The 20,745-nt window shown below is 59.3% G+C and carries 19 protein-coding genes; 14 read left to right on the top strand and 5 right to left on the bottom strand.

The annotated features are described in order from the left end of the window. The first annotated feature begins 202 nt into the window (after positions 1-202). The 4 genes from EGJ68_RS17585 to EGJ68_RS17600 all read left to right on the top strand — a co-directional run bounded on the left by EGJ68_RS17585 (position 203) and on the right by EGJ68_RS17600 (position 2,508). Positions 203-676: an antirestriction protein gene (locus EGJ68_RS17585; protein WP_116369034.1), complete on the top strand. Its 474-nt coding sequence runs from the start codon at positions 203-205 to the stop codon at positions 674-676. 158 nt (positions 677-834) lie between these two features. Beyond that, a complete protein-coding gene (locus tag EGJ68_RS17590) occupies positions 835-1,530 on the top strand; it encodes a thermonuclease family protein (protein ID WP_199228098.1) in 696 nt (231 codons plus the stop codon). A gap of 189 nt (positions 1,531-1,719) precedes the next feature. Beyond that, positions 1,720-1,920, top strand: coding sequence for a hypothetical protein (locus tag EGJ68_RS17595; RefSeq protein ID WP_116369036.1), 201 nt, complete (start codon positions 1,720-1,722; stop codon positions 1,918-1,920). A 129-nt stretch (positions 1,921-2,049) separates the two neighbouring features. After that, on the top strand, positions 2,050-2,508 hold the full coding sequence (locus EGJ68_RS17600; RefSeq protein ID WP_116369037.1) for a JAB domain-containing protein: 459 nt from the start codon (positions 2,050-2,052) through the stop codon (positions 2,506-2,508). Between the two features lie 560 nt (positions 2,509-3,068). Here EGJ68_RS17600 and EGJ68_RS17605 read toward each other — a convergent pair. Further along, positions 3,069-5,291, bottom strand: coding sequence for a helix-turn-helix domain-containing protein (locus EGJ68_RS17605; protein ID WP_158283731.1), 2,223 nt, complete (start codon positions 5,289-5,291; stop codon positions 3,069-3,071). A 247-nt stretch (positions 5,292-5,538) separates the two neighbouring features. Between EGJ68_RS17605 and EGJ68_RS17610 the strand changes: the two genes are divergently transcribed. Together EGJ68_RS17610 and EGJ68_RS17615 are read left to right on the top strand one after the other, a co-directional pair. Beyond that, entirely contained in the window at positions 5,539-5,805 is a 267-nt protein-coding gene (locus tag EGJ68_RS17610) for a type II toxin-antitoxin system ParD family antitoxin (RefSeq protein ID WP_116369077.1), read from the top strand. Next, positions 5,792-6,085 (top strand): type II toxin-antitoxin system RelE/ParE family toxin, encoded by a 294-nt coding sequence (locus EGJ68_RS17615; protein WP_116369039.1) that lies wholly within the window; start codon positions 5,792-5,794, stop codon positions 6,083-6,085. The genes EGJ68_RS17610 and EGJ68_RS17615 overlap by 14 nt, the downstream gene beginning before the upstream one ends. Positions 6,086-6,214: 129 nt before the next feature. Here EGJ68_RS17615 and EGJ68_RS17620 read toward each other — a convergent pair whose 3' ends face one another. Next, on the bottom strand, positions 6,215-8,086 hold the full coding sequence (locus EGJ68_RS17620) for a ParB/RepB/Spo0J family partition protein (protein ID WP_157976780.1): 1,872 nt from the start codon (positions 8,084-8,086) through the stop codon (positions 6,215-6,217). 858 nt (positions 8,087-8,944) lie between these two features. Here EGJ68_RS17620 and EGJ68_RS17625 point away from each other — a divergent pair. Continuing rightward, positions 8,945-9,973 (top strand): hypothetical protein, encoded by a 1,029-nt coding sequence (locus EGJ68_RS17625; RefSeq protein ID WP_157976781.1) that lies wholly within the window; start codon positions 8,945-8,947, stop codon positions 9,971-9,973. 188 nt (positions 9,974-10,161) lie between these two features. Here EGJ68_RS17625 and EGJ68_RS17630 read toward each other — a convergent pair whose 3' ends face one another. Further along, positions 10,162-11,199, bottom strand: coding sequence for a ParB/RepB/Spo0J family partition protein (locus tag EGJ68_RS17630; protein WP_116369042.1), 1,038 nt, complete (start codon positions 11,197-11,199; stop codon positions 10,162-10,164). After that, the gene (locus tag EGJ68_RS17635; protein WP_116369043.1) at positions 11,199-12,440 is read right to left on the bottom strand and encodes an AAA family ATPase; all 1,242 of its coding nucleotides are present in this window, start codon (positions 12,438-12,440) and stop codon (positions 11,199-11,201) included. Before EGJ68_RS17635 ends, EGJ68_RS17630 begins: the two co-directional genes overlap by 1 nt. Before the next feature lie 679 nt (positions 12,441-13,119). On the opposite strand from EGJ68_RS17635, the gene EGJ68_RS17640 reads away from it, so the two are divergent. The 6 genes from EGJ68_RS17640 to EGJ68_RS17665 all read left to right on the top strand — a co-directional run bounded on the left by EGJ68_RS17640 (position 13,120) and on the right by EGJ68_RS17665 (position 19,232). Next, on the top strand, positions 13,120-14,649 hold the full coding sequence (locus EGJ68_RS17640) for a hypothetical protein (protein WP_116369044.1): 1,530 nt from the start codon (positions 13,120-13,122) through the stop codon (positions 14,647-14,649). A gap of 4 nt (positions 14,650-14,653) precedes the next feature. Next, positions 14,654-15,238: a hypothetical protein gene (locus tag EGJ68_RS17645; RefSeq protein ID WP_116369045.1), complete on the top strand. Its 585-nt coding sequence runs from the start codon at positions 14,654-14,656 to the stop codon at positions 15,236-15,238. Further along, on the top strand, positions 15,232-16,266 hold the full coding sequence (locus EGJ68_RS17650; RefSeq protein ID WP_116369046.1) for a hypothetical protein: 1,035 nt from the start codon (positions 15,232-15,234) through the stop codon (positions 16,264-16,266). Before EGJ68_RS17645 ends, EGJ68_RS17650 begins: the two co-directional genes overlap by 7 nt. A 59-nt stretch (positions 16,267-16,325) precedes the next feature. After that, the gene (locus EGJ68_RS17655) at positions 16,326-16,913 is read left to right on the top strand and encodes a MerR family transcriptional regulator (RefSeq protein ID WP_116369047.1); all 588 of its coding nucleotides are present in this window, start codon (positions 16,326-16,328) and stop codon (positions 16,911-16,913) included. Then, a complete protein-coding gene (locus tag EGJ68_RS17660) occupies positions 16,913-17,557 on the top strand; it encodes an RES domain-containing protein (RefSeq protein WP_116369048.1) in 645 nt (214 codons plus the stop codon). The genes EGJ68_RS17655 and EGJ68_RS17660 overlap by 1 nt, the downstream gene beginning before the upstream one ends. Positions 17,558-18,338: 781 nt before the next feature. Next, on the top strand, positions 18,339-19,232 hold the full coding sequence (locus EGJ68_RS17665) for a phage integrase N-terminal domain-containing protein (RefSeq protein ID WP_233248878.1): 894 nt from the start codon (positions 18,339-18,341) through the stop codon (positions 19,230-19,232). 59 nt (positions 19,233-19,291) lie between these two features. Here EGJ68_RS17665 and EGJ68_RS17670 read toward each other — a convergent pair whose 3' ends face one another. After that, on the bottom strand, positions 19,292-19,624 hold the full coding sequence (locus tag EGJ68_RS17670; RefSeq protein WP_116369049.1) for a YegP family protein: 333 nt from the start codon (positions 19,622-19,624) through the stop codon (positions 19,292-19,294). Between the two features lie 417 nt (positions 19,625-20,041). On the opposite strand from EGJ68_RS17670, the gene EGJ68_RS17675 reads away from it, so the two are divergent. Further along, a complete protein-coding gene (locus tag EGJ68_RS17675; protein WP_158283732.1) occupies positions 20,042-20,716 on the top strand; it encodes a hypothetical protein in 675 nt (224 codons plus the stop codon). Positions 20,717-20,745 lie beyond the last annotated feature (29 nt).

Raw genomic sequence — 20,745 nt, forward strand, 5'->3', positions numbered from 1 at the left:
ACCGGGTAGCGTATATCTGTCGATAACGCACGGCCTCGGTTACAAACCTTCCATTGACAGCAAACCACCAGTACTCGATCTTGAAGCTACTTGATCGCTGCCCTCGGCAGCATTGAGTTGCGGTTCATCCGCATTACCCGTTGGGGCCTCGCCCCACGGGAGAAGGCTTCAGCGGATCATTCAACGTCAAGGAGATTGATCCATGTCTGTACAGCAGAAGGTTGTTTTTTATACGACGAGGCCTACCCGGTTTGGGGAGATACACGAGGATCCGCCGATCATTCGCAGCATTGTCCGTGATGATCAGCGTCCCGGGTTTTTCCCCAAGTATGCAGGTCAGTACTTCCTGCAACTGGAAGCGATGATCTTCCAGACCATGGACCGACTGTGCCCCGACTATCACGGCGGCATGTGGGATATGTGGGAGCTGTCCAACGGCGGCTGCTACCTCTCCCCTGCCCTGTCGGACAGTCACATCCAGGTGGTCTGTCAGGGCAACTGCTTCGAGGGTAGGCTGTCCACCGACGCCGCAGGTATCGTGGTCAGTCTGGTGGCCATCAACCATCTGGCGTGGTCCGTACCGGAGCCTGAGCATTTCAACAAGTTGTTCTATGCCCTGCGTGACTGGGCGCTGGAACACGCTGAATGCCAGGACATCCTGCGCGCCATCGACTGAAGCCTCACCTGCCCCGGACTTCCGGGGCAGCTTTTCTCCCAAGACCCACAACGTTCAAGAATCGCGGGAACATCCGGCCGACAATCGGCCCGACGGTGCTAAACTTGCGGCCCATGGCCCGTATCCTCCCCTTTTCACGCACTCGCCGCTGGCGGCTCTTGTCCTCCCGTACCCTACTGACCCTGTTTGTGCTCGGCAGCGTCGGGCAGTACCTGATCGAAGGCAACGTCACCTGGGTCACCCAGTCGCTGCGCTGGATCGATCAAACTATTCGCCACCAGACCGCCACCATTGATCTGCCCAGTGGCGACCTGGTGCAATCGGCCCGGGCCTCACTGGATAGCGCACTGGCCAGTACCCGTGACAGCCTGTCGGACCTCCAAGCCAATGCAGCCGGTATCGTCGATCAGACGATCAGTACGCCCAGCGAATCTGCACCGCAGTATGACCTGTCTGGCAAAGTGGTCCGTATCGCCGATGGCGATACGCTCACCCTGCTCGATGCGAGTAACACCCAGCACAAGATCCGGCTGCATGGCATCGATACCCCGGAACGGGGCCAACCCTACGGCAACGCTGCCAGGGAAGCACTGGAAGCTCATGTCGCCGGCCAGCGCATCGGCGTTGTTATCCAGGATACTGACCGCTATGGAAGAACGGTGGGTACCGTCTATCGCAATGGCCAGAACATCAACCTCGCCCTGGTGCGCGATGGCTGGGCCTGGTGGTACGAACGCTACGCACGCAACGATCATCAACTGGCGCAGGCACAACGCGAGGCGAAAGCGGCCCGCCGTGGCCTGTGGCAGGACAGCAACCCCATCCCGCCCTGGGAGTGGCGGCGCCTTCGCTGATCACACGCGCCCTGACCCTCTGTAAGAACCCTTCCATTGACAGCTTTTCCCACTTCCCTGAAGGTTAATGTCACTTAGTCGCTGCTCACAGCAGCATTAAGTCGCGGAGTTTTCCGCATCTCCCGTTGGGGCATCGCGCCCTACGGGACGAGGCTCTGGCGGATCTTTTACCTGACAGGAGATGGATCCATGGCAAAGCATTTGAACGTGTACGTTGTCGAGGAGTTTGAGGCTGGCGGTGAGCAGCGCAAGAACTACACCCAGGTGGGGAAGCTGTTTCCCCACAGTAAGGGTGAGGGCTTCAATTTGCTCATCCAGCCCGGAATTGCGATCAGCGGTGAGCTGGTAGCGTTCCCTCCCAAACCCAAAGACGATAACCCGGACGCCTAGTCCAGAGCCTGCAAAGGTCACCCGCGCGAGCTGGTGGCCTTTGCTTTAACAATAACGCCGCAAGGCATCCTCCCAACGGGATACGTCCCGTTGGGCGCATCTCGGGAGGTATTTTCAAGGTGCGACAAAATGGAGACTTTGCAATATGCCTCGAAAGAGGCAGTGATTGAGGCCGCGATCGGCTTTTTGGAGGAAGCTGGACGGAGCTATGGTGAAACGCTCAGTAGCCCCCATAAGACCCGGGAATTTCTGCGCTTGCGGATCGGCGCTGAGGAACGCGAGGTGTTTACGGTGATCTACCTCAACAATCAACATCAGATCATCGCCGTGGAAGATCTCTTTCACGGCACCCTGGATGGGGCAGCGGTTTACCCGAGGGAAGTAGCGAAGCTGGCTCTGCAGCACAATGCCGCTGCGGTCATCTTCGGGCACAACCACCCCAGTGGTGTTACCGAGCCCAGCGCCGCAGATCGCCGGATCACCGAGCGCTTGTGTTCTGGGCTCGGGCTGCTGGATATACGGGTTCTAGATCACCTCATCGTGTCAGAAAAAGGCAGCTACTCTTTCGCTGAGAATGGCTTGATCTGACAGCACCCGCCAGGGCATCACCTTTACAGGGAATCCAGCTGGATTCCCTTTTTTCTACCAACATTCCAATTACTAAGATTTGCATTAGAAATGTCACAAGAGACGCACAGAAGACCCTTGGTTTACAGGGCGCTTAGGCAAGCTGGCGTGACACTACTGGCGAGAAGGTTAGTAGGTGTTAAAGCAGTGTTGGCAGTTGGTGCATTGGTACTTAGGCATTGACTGAGCGTCGTTATCTGACAAATGAATCGCCTCTTTCTTTGTACCTTTGCCAAGCAAATACCCAAGACCACCACCAATGAGTGCGCCAGCGACCATCCCCGGTGGCCCACCAACCATGCCGATAGTCGCTCCTGCACCTGAGAGCACATTCGCGGCCATTAAACCTCCTATGGCTGCAGTGCCCGGGCCTATCGAGCCGGCTTTGTTCACTCTTATCAGATTCTCGCCTACCTTGTCCGACTGACACTCAGGACATCGCAAAACGTTCTGATCTCGGCCCTGCAGTGGTGTTTCCAACGAGCGCTTCAAGCCCAAATATGACTTTCTTTCTCGCTCCACTAGGCCTGAGCCCAGGGAGCTCCGAGAAAAAAAGCCAGATCCCTCCGGTACTGATCGACACTGGCAGCGAGATCCGCCCGTGACTGCACCGGGTTTTCGACGAGTTTCTGCAACTCCGCGATATAGGCGTGGTAGCCATCCTTCAGGCCCTGGCAACCGTCTCTGACCGACGAATCGAGATTATCGAACGCAGTGTCGACACTGCCCAGGAGCTTTTCCGTCACCTGCTGCTCCTCGAAAACCTTGAGCAACTGCTTCGAAAGTCGTCGCTGCCAGGAATCACCGAATAACCGTTTCCCCAGCAATACCACGCCAGCAGCCAGAGCGGCGGTGACGACGACGGGCCCACCAATCGTCGCGACACCGGAAATGATGCCCGCAGTACCCCCACTCCAGGCGAAACCTACACCCATGGATGACAATATGCCCACCGCCTGAGCGACAACTGCATAGCCCCCCAATGCGCCCATGGTGGACGCGTAGATGCCCAATCCAGCCGCCATACCGGCACCGATCATTCCACCGGTAAAATACCCTTTGGCATCGAATGGTATGCTAACCGAGTCCTTGTCGAGCTCGACCTTGTTCATGACTGCTGAGCATTGCTCCAGCCTTTCCGAGATCGAAGCCTCCACCTTCGTCCCATGTAGTTTGAAGGCCTGCTCAACGGCAGTCTGTATACGATCCGTTACTAGGCTGGCGGCGTACTCCTGGGCTTCTTTCTTGTCCTTGTATTTGTCCTTTATAAGCGCTTCCAGTTTTGGCTGCTCCAATATGCTCTGCATATTCTCTTGGGATTCCTTGAGCGCGTTGTTGCGAGCTTCGGCAACCACCGCCAGAAGCTCTGTTCGGGTTTCCTCAATTTCCTCGAAGCGCTTGGCGATCGCCACGGGTTCAAGCGCAAGCCTGCTATCCTCGAGCAGTTGTTCGTACTTGATAATCTGGTTTTCCGCCGCGCCGAGGTAGCTCTGGAGTGATTCGCTGCCTTCTTCCTTGAGTCTATCCACCAGCCCATCAGCCGAGGACTTAACCGTATCCGCGATACCTGACTGCAGGTAATGACACAGATCACCAATCAGTGGATCACTGCGCTCAGGCGTAGAACTCCAGAAACTGTACCACCGCGCCTTCAACGTGGTTTCGGTGATGCCTTTCCCGGATTTGGAACCGCGCTCTTCCAGGGCCCCTGAACCATCCGGTGTTTCAAAGTGGCTGAATACACGCCGAGCAGCCTTTTCGATCATGCCCTGCAGATCTTTCTCCGAGATATGCGGCGCCGCCTGGCTGGTCACAATGAAGAGATTTCCGAGGGGCGGTAACTTGTCATTTGCCGCCTCAGGCATGTTCAAGGTTTTAAAAACCGATCTCAGCGACACCATGTCGGTGTGATCCATGCAACCCGTAATCGGGGACATATACACCAGGACATCGAGCATCTGCAGCATGGACAATGCTTTCGCGGTGTCGCTCTGTTCCTCCCGCTCAGCGTCGGTATTCGCGAATCCAGGAGAGTCCACGATGTTACAGGCATTCAAGATGTCCGACTCAACATAGACCACGCAGCTATAGGCTTCTGTCGCGCTGCTATCGAAGTGGTCGTGGACGATTTCTGAGGAAAGGAGCTCAATCCCGCCTGATGCATAAAAGCGCTTCGGGTCCGTACAAAAGGCCTCATCGTTCAACTTAGCGATGGCCACCAACTCCTTGAAGATGAGGACATCCTCGTTTTGCCATTGAGGTTTGTCGGCGATGTGGCGGAGGATTGTCACTGCGCTGGTGGTGGGTTGCAGCTGAGCTGGGAGGGCGGTGCTACCGAGCAGAGTATTGATGAAGTGGCTTTTCCCAGCATCAGAACGGCCCATTACACCAAGATTAGGCTTTTGTCGTGCCAGAGACATGGAGAGGCGTGTCATCGCCACGAGGTTAGCAGTCGCCTCATTGCCCGTTTCATAATCCGCCAGATAGGAATCCAGTAAGCCCAATCGAGCGAAGAGCGCCTGATAGGGGTTGTGAATCTCCGGCCGTCTGCACTCTACTTCGGGCTCAAGAACCCGATCCATGTCGGTACCGAGGATTCTGCAGAGCTTCATCAGGACACGCGGCGATGCATACTCGGGATCCTGTTCAATCCGCTGATATACGCTGGTCGAGACCCCGACCATGCTCGCCAGTTCCTCCTGGGTTTTCTCCGCCTCGATTCTTAATCGTTTCAGTATGCTCACACCGCCCCCTTCCATAGTGGTTGTCGTTATCACTTTGTTGCACTTTAGTACCCATATATGATATTTACAATCGCAATTAAATATATTTGTTGCGAAAGTTTTGTCATATCTAGGCTTCCGGGCCGAGCGTGAGTTGCCAACTGACATTGCCTACCATTACCGCGGCACGCGACTGACGGCCAGATGGCGGCTACTTGCTGCAATTAGTATGAACTATTATGATTTGTTAAACAGCGGAGGCTCTGCCATGTCCAGATTGACCATTTCGATGCCCGATCAGATGAATGAATGGGTTGAAGCTCAGATCAGTGCCGGTCGCTACGGCAATGTGAGCGAATACTTCCGCGATCTCGTCCGGCGCGACCAGGAGCGCCGGGAAAACGCGATCAGAGAGCTGCGCACCATTCTCGACCGCGCGGAGCAGAGCGGCGTCAGCGAACGTTCATTGCCCGAAGTACTGGAAGCGGCACGCCAGGAAGCGCGGCAGAAGGGCTTGTTGCTTGGCGCAGATTGAACTCACAAGGGACGCCGAACGCGACCTGATCGACATTTATCTCTATGGCATTGAGCAATTCGGCCAGGCACAGGCCGAGCGCTACGCCATCGCACTGAATGCGCGCATCGACTTTATTGCTGAGAACCCGAGCATGGGGAGTGACTACAGTACTGTGCGCGAAGGCCTTCGCCGTTACGAACACGTCTCCCATGCCGTTTACTATCGTCCAACGCCCGACGGAATCTTGGTGTTGCGCGTTTTGCACGGGGCAATGGACCCCGGCCGCCATATTACCTGACCATGTTCGCGACTTGGTCATGTTCATCGGATGCAGCCAGGTTCAATGCTGTAACCATTGCTGCGCAGCTAGCACTTAGAAAGTGAAAAAAGCCGCCCGAAGGCGGCCAAGGTGCGAGCTGCTCAGCGCCTAGAATACCGGTGGTATCCAGGTCGCCCGGGGATCATCCGCGGGATAGTCTTCTCCAAAGGCCTGTTTCAGCGACTCGATCACTTCGCCCTTGCGTTTGCCCTGCTGGCTCTCGACCCAGAACTCACCCAGCACCGGGCCGAAGGTGGCGAGTAACTGGTCGATGGTCATTCGCTTGAAGTAGTGTTCTTCACTCGGCTGCCAGTACCCCCGAAAATCCGGCGCCAGCTGGTCCACCACCGCATCCCGCTCGGGCGATGCTCCACGCGGACCAACCTCCAGCAGCATCGCCGTGCAGTAGGTCACCAGCTTGTCCTTGTCCCGTTTCGGGAGCACACAGAACGCCGCCAAGCGCGCCGGTTCTTCTTCTGCCAGCCAGGTGGTATCGAGCGCCTCCCGCGCAGCGTGCAGGCCTTCGGCTGCGGGACTTTCCTCGGTGTCTCCCCGCTCGGAGTCACAGGACACCTCGCAGTAACTGGCATTGCAGTAAACCCGGCCTTCCCAGGCCCGGGCTGTGAGCACCTGCACACACAGGCCAAAATGCAGTAGATCACTCGCCAGTTTGGGGTTCTTCAGGAGGGCCAGTTTGGTGATCTGACGCCGATGAGCCGCAAGATCGCTCACCAGCGCCTGTGACAGCGGCTTCTCTTGAGATGCATCCACCTCACCGCCCTCCCCTACTTCCGGCCCAGCAGCATCGGGGCCGCTTTCGTTCGCTGCCTTGGGCATGTCCTGCTGCCGCGCCAGCCCCTCGATGACGTCCAGCTCGCCCCGCCAGTTGAGGGTCACCACCACACCCGCGTACAGTCGCTGCGCGGCGGTGTAACCGCTGCAGGCCTTCTCGATCTCGTCTTCAAGCTGCCACAGGGCCTCGTTGGCCGCATTGATCGCATCGAACAGCGCTTCCTCGTTCTCGAACTCTTCCGGCAAGGGCGCATCCGCATCCAGGGCCTCAAGGTCGGCCACTCGCTGCGCCAGACGATCACATTCGGCGGCTTTGTCCGGCGGGACATCAATCAACTCCGAGGGAAGGCGTACCAGGCCGTTGGTCAATTCCTCCCGGTCGAGGCCGTGCGCCACCCAGGACCATTCCCTGGCTTTCTCAATCGTGCGGGCCTTGCGCCCCAATTTCTCCAGCGCCAGCCTCTCCACCAGTTCGGTATCCGAGAGATAGACCTTGTCCTCGAACAGGTCGCACTCCACCGCCCCACCGGCCTTTTCATAGGCGGCAACCCCGACAAACGCACCAATCCCCTGCCCCGCCTCGATGGCCTTACCGACCAACCAGCGCCGGATCGCATGGGCCGAACAGTGCTCCCCGAGCTCCCGGTAACAGGCCAGCTGCCGCTTGGTATCGTCCACCAGCGCGAAGGCCTGCACTTCCTCCAAAGTGAACTGGCCCTTGCGGTAATCGGCCATAATGGCCTTAGCCACCCGGCCCAGCCTGAGCAGCTTGCGGACACGGGCCTCGCTCAAACCGAAGCGCACCGCGATCTCGGCCTCCGTCAGCCCCTGTCGCGCCAGCTCTGCAAAAGCTTGCATCTGGTCCGCTGGATGCATGCCGTCGCGCTGAAAATTTTCCGCCAGCGAAATTGCGGTCACTGAATCCTTTACCCCGCGCACCGCACAGGGCACCGGATAATTCCCGGCAATCCGTCCAGCCTGGGCCAGCCCCTGCAGGGCTTTTAATCGGCGTCCGCCCGCGATCACCGCAAACCCCTCGCCTTCCGGTACCACCACAAGGTTCTGTAGTACACCCTCGGCGGCAATGCTCGCCATCAGGGATTCATGGGTCACACGACTGGCCATCGCCACCCGCACATTTCTCCGACTGGCTAACAGCCGGTCCAGACCGATCATCTGAATAGACATAAAATTTTCCTCGCACATGGATTTGGTTTTGGGTCGCCCCAACCCCCATCCCTCTGGGGGCGAGACGCCCCCACCCGGCGAGGTACGAGCCCCGCAGCCGGCTTTGGCGGGGCCAGGCAGGGGGAACCACCCGCCTTGCAGCGAGAGAGCGGCAAAGGAGCAGCGAGTAATCAGTACAAGAACAGTGACAGCACACCTAACCCACACGGAGAACCAACAGGACGCGAACGCGTGAAAGGTGGGGGATGCCTGGCGCAAGCCACAACGGATGCCAGGCTAGACATTCACCCAGAGGGATAAAAAAACACGCAGGCGCCGCGTGCAATGCAAGCCAAATCCACGCTATCGCCCTCCTCTCGCCAGGGATGCGCAGGGCCTATCCCTACGGGATGCAGCGGCCGCGGAATCCGGAGCCAGCCCGCCCGGGCGCCCTCCCCCCCCCGTCAGAGCTTGGTTGTCACCACATGCCCAGTAACAACAACACGTCGCTCAGGAAGAACCCCGCAGATAGAGCCCAGGCCCACTGACGCCCAGCCCCCGGGGCACGGAAAACATCATCGGGATGGTGGCTCATGCACGTCCTTTTCGTGCCTACCCAACACATTGAGCTGCACCAACAGCCCTCCTCGCCACTGGACACAATGGCAGGCAGGACAGCGACCGCTCGTCACCCGCCCAGGGCGCAACGTTCACCTCTAAGGCATAACCCCAATAGGGAGAACACCGAAAGAACACCACTCTTTCGGCGGAAGTCGCGACAAATACTCACCCTCTGCCCTATCCACCCGGGGCGTTTCCCCTGGCTAAAACACCCGCTATACTACATAGCGTTCCTCGAGGAACGCAATTGGATATCAAATGCCTCAACCCACCCGCAGTGCCAACGACGACCGACGATCACGGCTAACCAGGCTGCTGGCCCCGGCTATGCAGAATGTGCCTCGGGACCAGATCCAGCGGGCCCCCTATGCCATCCAGGCCGACGTCCCGGAAGCCCAGCAACATGCCCTGATTGACCATGCCCTGGAGCTCGGCGGCCCCCCCGGCACCGTCATCGGTCGCCAGATCACCACACCGGAGGGAAAATTCATTGAGATCCTGCTGGGCTGGGAACGCCTGCAGGCCTTCCTGCACCGGGACGCCTACCCCCGGGCCCCCTCCGTCCCCATCGGACTGATCGACTGCAATGCCGCCGAGGCCGCCTTCTACGCCATTGAATACGCGGCCAGGGACCACGCTGCCTCGGGCCTGGTCACGAGCCCTCTGCTCTACGCCGCTGCAGCTCTCACGGCCATGGAACACTTCGGCCGCCCCGACAAGCCCTGGAAAATCCAGACCCTGGCCAATGCCCTGTGTATTGCCCGCCCCACCCTCTCCAACCGGCTGCGCTTGCTCAAGGGCCTCGCACCTGGCACCCGGGCCCTGCTGCAAAGCGGCCAGATCAAACCGCAATTTGCCAAGTTTCTGCTCGGCGAACCCTCCCCCAGCCGGCAGGAACGCCTCGCCACCCAGGCTGCCAAAGGCATGATGTCCTCCCGGGCCCTCTACCGCCTGGTCCACCCCGGCTACGAGCCCCCGCAACTGGTGGCCCAGCCCCGCGGCAAGGCCGCCCAACGCCTGGGCGATGTGGGCCTGATGGAGCGCGAACTGGCGGAACACTACGGCACCCCCACGACCATCGTCCTGGATACCAAACAGCACAAAGGCACTGTGGAACTCGCCTTCCACAGTCTCTCGGAACTCAAGGGCTTACTGGATAAACTGGATCACCGGATCCAGACCGACACTCTGCTGCGCGGCCAACTCAGCCTCTCGGTAGACAACACCCGGGAAGCCAATGCCCTCCTCCTGGAACTCGGCGCCAACCAGGATCCCGAACTGGAATAACCCCTCACCGCGGGAGCAGAGGCAGAGGATAATCGCGAACCACCGCGCCAGGGTGAGCGAACCCGCGCGGCGATCTACTGGAACCTAAGCGATTCAGCGGCCACTGGGGACGCTGCAAAAATGCACTTTTGAAAAGTACTTTATACTTATATATCAATAAGTTAGATAAAAATGGGAACCGTGCACACTCACAGCTTCAGAGCGCTGCGAATGGCCTCCTCAACCTCGGTTATCTGCTCGTCCGAGAGTTCAAACAGGTCGACCTTGTACTGACCTTTGTTGGTGCGATGGGCGCCGATCACCGCCCGCTTGCGCCCATGACCATCAACCAATTCCCGGCGCTTCGCTGCCACCGCCGGCTTGGGTTTTGTCGCGGCGGTTCGCAATGCTTTTAGCAAAGCGGCGCCATCCTCAAATCGCGTTTGCCCTGCAAACTCCTTCAGCAGCTGCTTGCGTGCTGAAGGCCCTAGCGCGGACAGGGCTTTCTGGATATCCAGACCGGCGCGCAGACTGATCCTGGTGGGTGAGGCCACCTGCTTGACGATCTCTTCTGGCAACTCCGCCAACTTGAGGTATTTACCCGCCAGGGTCCTGTCGACCCCTTCGATCCCGGCGAGGACTTCCAGCGTCATGTCAGGCTTGCCAGCGCGCAGCTGGGCAAAGTAGACCGCTCGCTCCCAGGAAGAAATGTCCTGCCGGTCATCATTCTCACTGTCCGCTAGGCGCTTGGCGTCAGCATCGGTGATCTGGTCGCTGTACCAGGCCTTGAGCAGTCCACTGCCCTCCCCTGCCTCGGCCAGCAATTGCGCGACGTAGCGCCTGCGAGTGCCGTAAATCACCTCATAGCGCTTATCGCCCTGGGGCTTTTGCAGCTCACGCACCAGCACCGGGTCACGCTGACCTTCATCCCGAATCGCCGCCAGTAGCTGTTGCACCGCCACATCCTCCGGCGACAAAAGGGACTGCACCCGCTTATTCAGCGGAGACGCGACACAGTGCCGAGGATTGACCTCAATCAGATCGCACTCCACCGTGTTTTTGGAGACCGGCAACTCCAGATACATCCGCTGCTGACGTTTCCCGCGTGCGGTAATCGCCGGTGAATTGATGGGCGATGCCACGCGCTTTTCCGTGGCGGCCTCCGCGGTGGACGGTGCCTTTTCAGCCGCCGTATCGCCCAAGCGGGCAGACAGCGCATGGATACCAAACTTTTTCTTCTCAGCCATCAGTAGATCCCCTTCTCTTCCAGCACCGCTTTCTTGCTCGGCCAGCGCGGATACACTGCCCGTTCCAGGATTTCATCAAACACTGTTTTGAAGTTGGCCATCGCCCGTTTGCGCGCCTCGCGATTCACATTGGCATCGCCAGCGTTGACGTCAAAGACGGTGCGTCGCATCAAGGACAGATTGCTCACCACTGCCTCATGCTTCTTGATCACGGAGTGCATGCAGTCCGTGCTAAAGGTCCTGCGGATCTGATCCAGTACAAACTCGCTGCCCAATGTCGCCGTCTTCTCAGACGCTGAGAACCGGGTGGGTAAAAACAGCATATCCGGCAGCACCACTTCATCACCAAAGGTCTCGTACAGCGTCTCGGACTGGTCCTTGTACAAATCGCCGAAAGACAGGGTGGACGCAAAATCAGTGATCTCGGTCGGCACCGGCACCACCACCGCATCCGAGGCAAAGATGATATTGAGCGGCAGCAGACCCAGTGACGGCGTCCCGTCCATGATCACGATGTCGAAATCGGTTTTGACCTCATTGACGATGTCTTTGACCCGGTGGAACCAGTGCATCATTTTGCTGAGGCGGTCACTCTCCGAACGCGCCTCCATGATGGCGTTGGAAAGAGCATATTCGACACCGGCCAGCTGCAGGGTAGAAGGGATGATTTTGAGGTTGGGCAGGTGCGTGTCGCGGATGACATCCTTGGCCCAGCTGGCCGGATAACCTTCCTCTTCCAGGATATAGGGCCCCAGGGATTTTTCGTGGGACGTATCGAAGTCCGGCAGAATCCCGCAGTTGTAGGTCAGTGAGGCCTGGGGATCCAGGTCCACAAACAATACCCGGTAGCCCAGGTTGGCGTAATAGGAACCCGCATACCAGGACGTAGTAGTTTTCCAGCAGCCGCCCTTGAAGTTGGTGAAGGACATCACCACGGCGTCTTCGTTGGGCTGGCGCCAGGGGCGGGTACCAAAGTACTCCTGCATCACCAGCACCTGGTCCAGGGTGGCACCCAATCGGCGATGGGTTTTCGGATCCAGGTCAGGGGAGGGGAGCCGGCCTTCCTTTTCCGCCATATAAATGGTGTTGACCTTGGCGCCAACCAGCTCGACCAGCTCTTCGCCCCTGTAACGCCGCGGCGGCATCTGGTCTTCGGCAATCGCCTTGATGTCCTTGATCAGGTTATGGCCATTGTCGAGGTAGCGGCCCAGCTTATTGAAATTTTCCTGGCTGATAGGCATGTTGATGTTTTCCCCGTATCAAAAAATATTAATTGACATTCTAAGGGAAAAAATTGGGGAAAAATATCAAACAGGGGTCGAATGTAAGAAAAATGAACACACGGCTTTCTTTGGAACCCTCAACACAACGATTGTCCGAGCCGCTGGTCGCCGGAAAAGCGCTCAGGCCCAATGGCAGGACGTCACCAGGGCGCAAAACAGGGCAGCAGAGAGGGCCTGTGGATAAGTCTGCCACCGCTCTGGGCCAAAAGGACAGTGAACCATGCACTAAGGACAGCGAACAATCGCCGAAGCACAGTGAACGATGCCTTAAGGACAGTGAACGATGGAGATCAACAGTGAACACTGGCAAAGGACAGTGAACCATTCAAGAAGGACAGTGAGCGAACATAAAACCACAGTGAACCATCTCAGAAGGACAGTGAACAAACCAAAGAGACTTTCAAGCCACTGAATATAAAGGATTATTCCCCCCTATATTCTGTTCTATTCCTGAGATTCACCCCTATTCAATTTTATTCAGTTCTATTCACATTGATATTTTTGACGACTCGAGAGCAGAAAAATGTCAAAACAGGTCGCAGAAAGGGGTTGTAAGTAAACTGACCATTGACAGCCCTCAGCCATATCAATAGGATTAGCTTAACAGGATGGTTTTCTTCCTCAAAAGAATTCAGATATGGCTGCAAAACCCCTTTATTACAGTATTTCCCCGGAAGCATCAGCACAACTCCCTCTGCTGATCAAAGACACCAGCTTCACCGCCAAACTGCGGGATTTTTTAATTGTTCTCGTTGATGCCTGCCAGGACGCGGATCAGCTACGCATCAGTCGACAGGACTTTGTACAGCGATTAAACAACGCAAACCATGCCGCAAGTGCCGGGCTTATTGGCAAACGGTTCAAAGAGCTGGCAGAAATCGGTGTCCTCAAAGAGACGGACTGCTATCTGGCCGGCAAGGCCTGCCGCATTGTGGAATTGACCAGCCTACAACCAGTGTTGGCGCACTTCGGTAACGCCAACCGCCAGACCCTGATCCCCTCACACCGACCCTCTCGGGAACAACTGACCCTGGAAATAGGGCAGCTGGAAATGGAGGGCAGTTTTCTGTCTCTGTCAGAGGAAGTCCCCCCCCGCATCGAAAGTCTGTTCTGCATCCTTGACGCCGGGATGAAACTCTCGGGGCGGGACAAGCGTAAAGATATCCAGTGCAAGTACCAGTTCTATGAGGACGACTGGATCGAAATCCGGACTTCGACCCAGACCCGCGAGGGCAGTGACGTCGCCTACCTCTCGGACGAGCGCGCCATGCGCGCCCTGAATGGCATCCTCCTGGACCAGCTGGAATCGCGCTTTGGCTCCCTCGACCAACTCTCTGTCACTGACCTCGGGATCAAGGACGAGTACTTTTTCTTTGATCTCTACGAGCTCTGCCGGCGTATGGGCCTGCGACCCAACGACCAGAACCGCCGTATCGTCCGCGATATGCTGGCCCGGTTACGTGACACCGAGTTCAAGGTGGACGCCAGCCAATCACTGTATTTTCGGGAGGCCTTCACCTTCGGCGCCGAGACGGCGCACTACCGTTACATTACCGAGTTTTACGCCAAAAAGGATTACCAGCACGACGAGCAGGGCCGACGCCGGGTGAAGTCGGATCGTTACTACATGGTCAAATTCCACACCGCCATCCTTGCCAACCTCGTCTCTGGGGGCCGTTCGTTCATCTCCCACGACGGCCTGATGACTGAGCGCTCTGGCCTGGCCCACCGCCTCAATAACTGGGCCAAGGCAGTGATCGGTGTCCGGCCCAAGCCGGCCAACCGGCCCTTTACCTATACCCTCGATGAGTTTGGTGAACGGGTGATTCCCTCCGCTCGGCTGGATAATTTTGAGCGGGACTTCCTGAACCTCATCCGACGCCAGTGCAACGACGTGGACGAGCAGGGACAGCCCCATCACGAAGAGTCCACACCAGGCTGGCAGGAGGAGGGGACCAATGTCGGCTGGTTGTACGGTTACTACTACAAGGTCGAATGGGATGAAGCCAAGATCCAGGAGCACCGGCGGATGCGACGCCGACGCGCCCGAACCACCAAGCTCTACCCGCTGATCACCATTTGGCGAGATACCCGGGACCATTTTGTTGGTGACAACAGCGATCACAACAAGGCGCTGCGACGCCAGGCCGCGGCCTTGAGCGCCTGATCCCATGGAGCGCGCCTGGCAGCCGTCGCGTAATGCGCTCCTGACGCTCAAGCAACTGGGACTGTCAGCGGCCCAGATACAGGCTTCGGTCGAGGCCTTCCGGGACGACGCGGCGGAGCAGACCGATCTGGCCTTCATGCGCTTCGCGCGCGACGCTGCCGGCAATGAGGTAGTGGCCCAGCGGGCAGCCGACCTCCTCGAGCTACCCCTGCATTGGCAACCGCCGGACAACATCACCAGCGCGCTTTTGGCGGCGGGCTATCAGCCCGACGCGATTGCCCACTATCGCGGACTCTTCGTGCTCACGGCCAGGGAGCAGGGCAGGGCGCTGCGCGACCCCGGCAAGGCCTTCTTTGCCTTCTGCTGTCACCGCAGTACGCGCCTGCCGTCCCTACTGCCCGGCGAATGGCTACCTGCCACGAAAACCCTGCAGCAACTGGTTTCGGAGCAGGGCCTGAGCCCCGCTCGCATTCCCGAGGTCATCGAGCACTTCACCCGCACCCATCAGGGCAAGGTGTCCGCTGACTGGGACAATACCTTTGCCGACTGGATAGCAAAGGGGAGGGCACCGGGAGCACAATCATGCTGAAAAGCTGGTTCAGTCGACCCAACAAGGCCGCGCCAACCCCCACACCGGCTACCGCAATCCCGCCCATCTACGCACCGCTGTTCAGGGCCGACGGGACCTTGCGCGCGGACCAATTTGAACGCCAGGTGGTGCCGATACTTGAGCAGGTTCGCAAGGTCGCCTCTGACGCGGACTTTCAGGCGCTACTGGCTACGATCACGGCGGCCCTGGGCCGCGCAGCCAATACCCGCTTTCCCCTCGATCGCCCCGGCGCCGATTACCGGCGATTCGAAACCATCTACAACTACGCAGTGATCGTGGTGATCACCACCCAGTGGTGGCTGCACCACCATAAACGGGGGCTGGAGGCGCTGGAGGACACCCTCACCACCGCCATACCTGCAGAAGGTCTAGCCAGGCTCAAACGCGAGCCTGCGGTGTGGCAGGACATCCGGGCCTGCATCACCGGTGAGGCGGCGGATGGTGGGCTACGCCAGGTCGCGGGCATCCACTGGCAGCCGGCAGCGCCAGCCCCGTCAGGCACACCGCCAATACCCCCAAGCGTCTCCGCACCCCAGCCCAGCACCAACAAAAGGTGTGAGCGCTTCCTTACGCCCCACCGTAGTCAATGGGCGAATCCCTTAACCAAAGGCTGGGTGCTGGTGGAGACTATCCGTGAAGGACTGCGCGATGGCTCGCTTCCCTACAACCGCAAACAATCCTGGGTGCAGGTCGACAGGGAAGGGCGAACTTTCCTGCAGGTACCCGAAGTCTTCGAGTGGTGTTACGAGCGCCTCGACCCGGACGTTCCCCCGAAGACCCTGGTCAACCAGTTTGGCCGCCTTAACATCTGCACCCGAACCCGCAAAGGCCAGAATCTCTTGCGCGGTGGTCGCCGGAATCAGAAAGCCTACCAACAGGGCTTCGTGGTCGAAGACCCGAGCCTGTTCTGGGACGGCGAGCCCCCGGCAGACCAGTTTTATATCCGTCACCTGACCCGGCATGGCTTCGGTCAATCACTACAATCCCCACCTGATTCCGCGGCGTGACAGCGGTCATAGGCTGGCCTATAATTAACTATTGTTATCTCTGTTAGAGGTAGAAAGTCATGTTGACCGAAGCCGATCGCACCACACTGGCCAAGGCCGGTATCACCAATATCGACCGCCTGGCATCCGCCGCCGCGGCGTTCCTGCGCGCGCACCCGATCTACGAGGCGCCGCCGGTGACCAATGCCCTGTCCGAGGCCGAGGAGACCTTCCTGCGCGACTCCGGTGCCCGCGGCGTCGGCTCCTGGTCCGACGACAGCGCCGCCGACAACGTGGCGGTCATCGCCGGTGAGTTCGCCCAGATGGTGACGACGGCCTTCAGCCAGAAGGAAGTCGCTGATTTGCTGGGTGTCAGCGCCAGCCGAATCCGCCAGAAGCTCGAGGCGAGCGAGCTGTACGCGGTACGCACGACTGGCGGGAGGGTGTGCCCGCGCTTCCAGTTCGGTCCCAGCGGGACGCTACCGGGACTGGAGGCCGTCCTGCGGGCCATGCGTCCTGAGGCCCACCCAGTGGCCGTACAGCGCTTTTTCATGGATGTGCACCCCGATCTTGAGTCCGAGACCTTAAATCGCGCCCTGAGCCCCCACGAGTGGCTCCTGACCGGCCATCCGCCGGAGGTTGTCATCGTCCTGGCCCGCGAGGTCTGATGGCCAAGTTCCCCGAACCGCCGGGTGTGGAAGCCCTGCGGGCCATCCCGCCTGTGCTGCATCACTTGCCGGAAGGTACCACCATGGCCCGGCTGTGCTTTGTGGGCGGTGAGTTTTCGACATCCTGGGACACCTTTCGCTTCTACGGCCCGACCACCAGCCGCTTTGATCACCAGTTGCCGGACGGGCAGGGGAGGGCGCAGGTCCAGGACCGGGGCATCATGTACCTGGCCACCGGCCCGGAAGCCATCCCCACCTGCTTGGCCGAAGTCTTCCAGGCCACGCGCCTGATCGACCGCCATGCCCGTGACCCGGTGCTCAGCGGGTTCAACCTCGCCGCCGACCTTACCCTGCTCGACCTGACAGGCCCCTTTGCCACTGCGATCGGCGCCTCCATGGCCATCCACTCAGGACCCAGACCGCGGGCCCGGCGCTGGGCGCAGCAGCTCTATGAGGCCTACCCTGACATCGATGGCCTGCTTTACTGCGCCTCAATGTACGGCAACGCACCCGCCGTCGCCCTGTTCGAGCGCGGGGCCCGGGCCATCCCGAAGCGTCCCGTTTTCCACCGGGAGCTGCGCGATGCGGTCATGGCGAACATCCTCACCGAGACCGGTCGGGTGATCGGCTACGAGGTCGTCTAAGGGCCGGACAACCCCCCCGGCACTCCCTGAAACACCCTCAAGTTAACCATGGCTTAATGCCTGAAAACCATGAGGGTTTGCCGAGGCCGCTGGCGTCACTACCGAACGCGGCGCAGCCGTAAGTGGTGTAGTGACGCCAGCCTGCTGGCGTTGGCAAGCCCGGTGAACCCTGGGCTCGCGCGGCCGCCACACGGCCGCATCCGTAGTGACACGACAATTATTGTAAGGAAATTGACTATTGCGAGACCCGGCCATCCCACGGCTAAATAACCGGGCTTTAGCGCAGCCTTCGGCTGCATGTAAGCGCGCGGGCCACGCCCGCATCTGCTGGAAAACCAGCACTGGAACAGCCTGTATGGCACGTTCCACGTCGGCCTGGTCTTCAGGGAAACCGACGCAAACCCGAGGGGTTGAAGCGCACCCCTTCGGGGGCGCGCTTCAACATTTTTTGGCAACAGGAAATGGTGAAGGAGGCCAGGCCGTCGTTAACGGCAACACGGTGTGCTGCGCCGCAAGTCAGCATCAAACCGCAGTTAAGGGCGTTGCCCTCGACCGCTGAACGGCAGGGATTCCCCACAGGGCAACCCGCCGTTTGTCTGCAAAGTCAGGCAACCATAAAACGCTTATGTCCGTTTCCCGCTGCGCGGGATCACTCATCGCTACGGCGAAGGTGCTGGACATAAACACTAAGCATCGGTGTCGGTACCAATAAAAAACCGGTCGACAGTGCGGGCAAGACAAGTGCCGGGTGACGTGCCCGGAACAAGGCGCACGGCGTTGGATGGATCAGTGGCAGGAGGGTAAGCAGGGCATGCAGGATCTGGAATACGAATTGCGCGGGATGGTGCGGCGGGCGTCGCGTACCGCCTACGGCACCCGGGCCGCCCGGGAGGATGTCCTCATGCAGGCCGCGAGGGCATTGCATGAAATGGGCTTCCGGAAAATGAAACCGGAGAGCCTGAAGCCGAAACACGTCGAGGCCCTGGTTGAGCGCTGGAAGCAGCAGGGGCTCTCGGCCGGAACCATGAAAAACCGCATGTCCCACCTGCGCTGGTGGGCCGGTGCCATCAACAAGGCCCCAGTGGTGGCTCGAGAAAACGCCCACTACGGTATCGACAATCGCCGATTCGTTACCGGTGAGGACAAAAGCCGTCAACTCGAGGCGGAAAAGCTCGCTCAAGTCCGCGATCAACACATCCGCATGTCCTTGCGCTTGCAGGCGGCCTTTGGCCTGCGCCGGGAGGAGTCCCTGAAATTCAGTCCCGCCTACGCTGACCGGGGGGATCGTATCCAGCTCAAGGATTCCTGGTGCAAGGGGGGCAGGGCACGCGAAATTGCGATCAGAACCCCAGAGCAACGTGCATTGCTGGATGAGGCCCGGCGCCTGGCCGGTCGCGGCTCCTTGATCCCGGCTAACAAAACCTATGTGCAGCACCTGCGCACCTACGAACGATCCACGGTGCGGGCCGGCCTCGACAAGAACCACGGCCTGCGCCACCACTATGCCCAGGCGCGCTACGAGCAGATCGCAGGCTGGCCCTGTCCTGCTGCGGGAGGCCCATCGCGGCAATCGTTGGCGCCAGAGCAGCGCGAGCGTGACCGCGAAGCCCGGCAGCAGGTATCCCGCGAGCTCGGTCACGACAGACTCGCCGTGGTCGCAGTTTATTGTGGGTAGAATGGGCTCAGACTGGACAGTCCGACCTGCAGCGCCTACCCGAGCTCATCGGCCGAGCCTCAGGTGTTATCCACAACCTTGGCAGTAGGGCCATTGGTCTTCACTGAGGCGATGCCGTTTTCCATCGCCGCTGCTCCGGAATACATTTCGCTACTGCCAATGACCTGGCCGTTCCCGGCTTTCAGGTTGAAATAGGGCTCGTTCTTCTTGGAGCGTTTGCGTTCGTAACGGCCATCGTCGGGAGAATTCTTGCGCACGGATTCGATACCGTTCTCCGCGGCGGCTTTACTTTCATACAGCTCGCTGGTCAGGATGATCTGGCCGTTACCGGCCTTCAGGTTGAACATGAATTTACCGCTAGGGCTTTTCTTCAGGTCGTAGGTGCCCGCCATTGCCATCACTCCTTGGATCGTGGTTGTTATTGCGCATTATCCCGCCAGGGACTACCTGAGTATGTGAAATTGTCGCGCTCGATGCTACCGCAATCTTACACAGCACGGTTCAGCTGGTGAACGACGCGGTAGTGTCCGCGGGCACCACCGGACACGTCCGGGCTGCCTGAACAGTGACGCAAATTTAAGGCAGAATGGCCTGATGCGGTTATCACAGCGCCCACGAGAGAACACCATTCAGTGCCAGCATCCAGGTCAACAAGGTTGCGCCGCCGCAGTCCCCTAGCGGTTCTTGCCCTGTGCTGGCTGGCGATCGCAGTTACGCCCGTTCGGGCCGACGTCACGATCTATGGTGGCGATGATCGGATCCGCGCGCGCATCCAGTCGCTGATCACAGCCGAAGTGCCGGCAGATCAGATGAGCGGTGTGAACCTCGCAATCACCGTGGGCGCCGAAGCACTGAACGAATTCTGCGAAAGTGACTCAGGACGACCCGTCCTCGCCACCTATCTCTACACCAGCCGCATACCCGCGGCCGCCGCTTCGTGCCAGCAGCAGGTTGCGGCGATCCCCGTGGATCCGCCGCTGACGGCGCTGTACCGCTTGGCCCGGGCGCTGTTTCCGGGCAGTAAGTCCGCCACCCTGATCAGCGCCGCGGGCGCAGAGGGGACTGCCGGGCCATACCTGCAACTAACCCTACCTCCGGAGGGCGTCGCGAGGGGCTTGGGCCGTCTCATCCAGGAGGGACGATGGGATGTATTCCTGATGCCCGTTGATCCTGAGGTCTTTGGTGGTGCCGATTACCGCCTGGCGCTGGAAACCCTGTTTCGGCATCGCAAGCCCGTAGTCGTCTCCATCCCGTCGCTATTGCCCCAGGGCGCGGCGGCGGCGGCCTATTACGCCCCGGAGCAGCTGGAAGCGGCCTTGCAACGTACGCTGCGCCACTGGGCGAAATCCGGCGAGCTGCTGGCGGGACCACCTGAGCGTATACAGGTAAAAGTGAACCATTCCGTGCTTCGCAACGGCTACGGCAGAGTAATTGCAGAGCGGGACGTGCTCGCATTGGAAGTGGAGGTAAACGGTGGCGACTAGACGATGGCGCATGCCGTTACTGGCTTTGC

Source organism: Haliea alexandrii (genome assembly GCF_003719295.1).
In the GTDB taxonomy this organism is placed as follows: domain Bacteria; phylum Pseudomonadota; class Gammaproteobacteria; order Pseudomonadales; family Halieaceae; genus Haliea; species Haliea alexandrii.

What these genes read in the sequence shown, in the direction of transcription:
- EGJ68_RS17585 (WP_116369034.1), top strand. Translation starts at nt 203, where the DNA reads ATGTCTGTACAGCAGAAGGTTGTTTTTTATACGACGAGGCCTACCCGG.
- EGJ68_RS17595 (WP_116369036.1), top strand. Translation starts at nt 1,720, where the DNA reads ATGGCAAAGCATTTGAACGTGTACGTTGTCGAGGAGTTTGAGGCTGGC.
- EGJ68_RS17600 (WP_116369037.1), top strand. Translation starts at nt 2,050, where the DNA reads ATGGAGACTTTGCAATATGCCTCGAAAGAGGCAGTGATTGAGGCCGCG.
- EGJ68_RS17610 (WP_116369077.1), top strand. Translation starts at nt 5,539, where the DNA reads ATGTCCAGATTGACCATTTCGATGCCCGATCAGATGAATGAATGGGTT.
- EGJ68_RS17620 (WP_157976780.1), bottom strand. Translation starts at nt 8,086, where the DNA reads ATGTCTATTCAGATGATCGGTCTGGACCGGCTGTTAGCCAGTCGGAGA.
- EGJ68_RS17625 (WP_157976781.1), top strand. Translation starts at nt 8,945, where the DNA reads ATGCCTCAACCCACCCGCAGTGCCAACGACGACCGACGATCACGGCTA.
- EGJ68_RS17630 (WP_116369042.1), bottom strand. Translation starts at nt 11,199, where the DNA reads ATGGCTGAGAAGAAAAAGTTTGGTATCCATGCGCTGTCTGCCCGCTTG.
- EGJ68_RS17635 (WP_116369043.1), bottom strand. Translation starts at nt 12,440, where the DNA reads ATGCCTATCAGCCAGGAAAATTTCAATAAGCTGGGCCGCTACCTCGAC.
- EGJ68_RS17640 (WP_116369044.1), top strand. Translation starts at nt 13,120, where the DNA reads ATGGCTGCAAAACCCCTTTATTACAGTATTTCCCCGGAAGCATCAGCA.
- EGJ68_RS17645 (WP_116369045.1), top strand. Translation starts at nt 14,654, where the DNA reads ATGGAGCGCGCCTGGCAGCCGTCGCGTAATGCGCTCCTGACGCTCAAG.
- EGJ68_RS17650 (WP_116369046.1), top strand. Translation starts at nt 15,232, where the DNA reads ATGCTGAAAAGCTGGTTCAGTCGACCCAACAAGGCCGCGCCAACCCCC.
- EGJ68_RS17655 (WP_116369047.1), top strand. Translation starts at nt 16,326, where the DNA reads ATGTTGACCGAAGCCGATCGCACCACACTGGCCAAGGCCGGTATCACC.
- EGJ68_RS17660 (WP_116369048.1), top strand. Translation starts at nt 16,913, where the DNA reads ATGGCCAAGTTCCCCGAACCGCCGGGTGTGGAAGCCCTGCGGGCCATC.
- EGJ68_RS17665 (WP_233248878.1), top strand. Translation starts at nt 18,339, where the DNA reads ATGGATCAGTGGCAGGAGGGTAAGCAGGGCATGCAGGATCTGGAATAC.
- EGJ68_RS17670 (WP_116369049.1), bottom strand. Translation starts at nt 19,624, where the DNA reads ATGGCGGGCACCTACGACCTGAAGAAAAGCCCTAGCGGTAAATTCATG.
- EGJ68_RS17675 (WP_158283732.1), top strand. Translation starts at nt 20,042, where the DNA reads ATGAGCGGTGTGAACCTCGCAATCACCGTGGGCGCCGAAGCACTGAAC.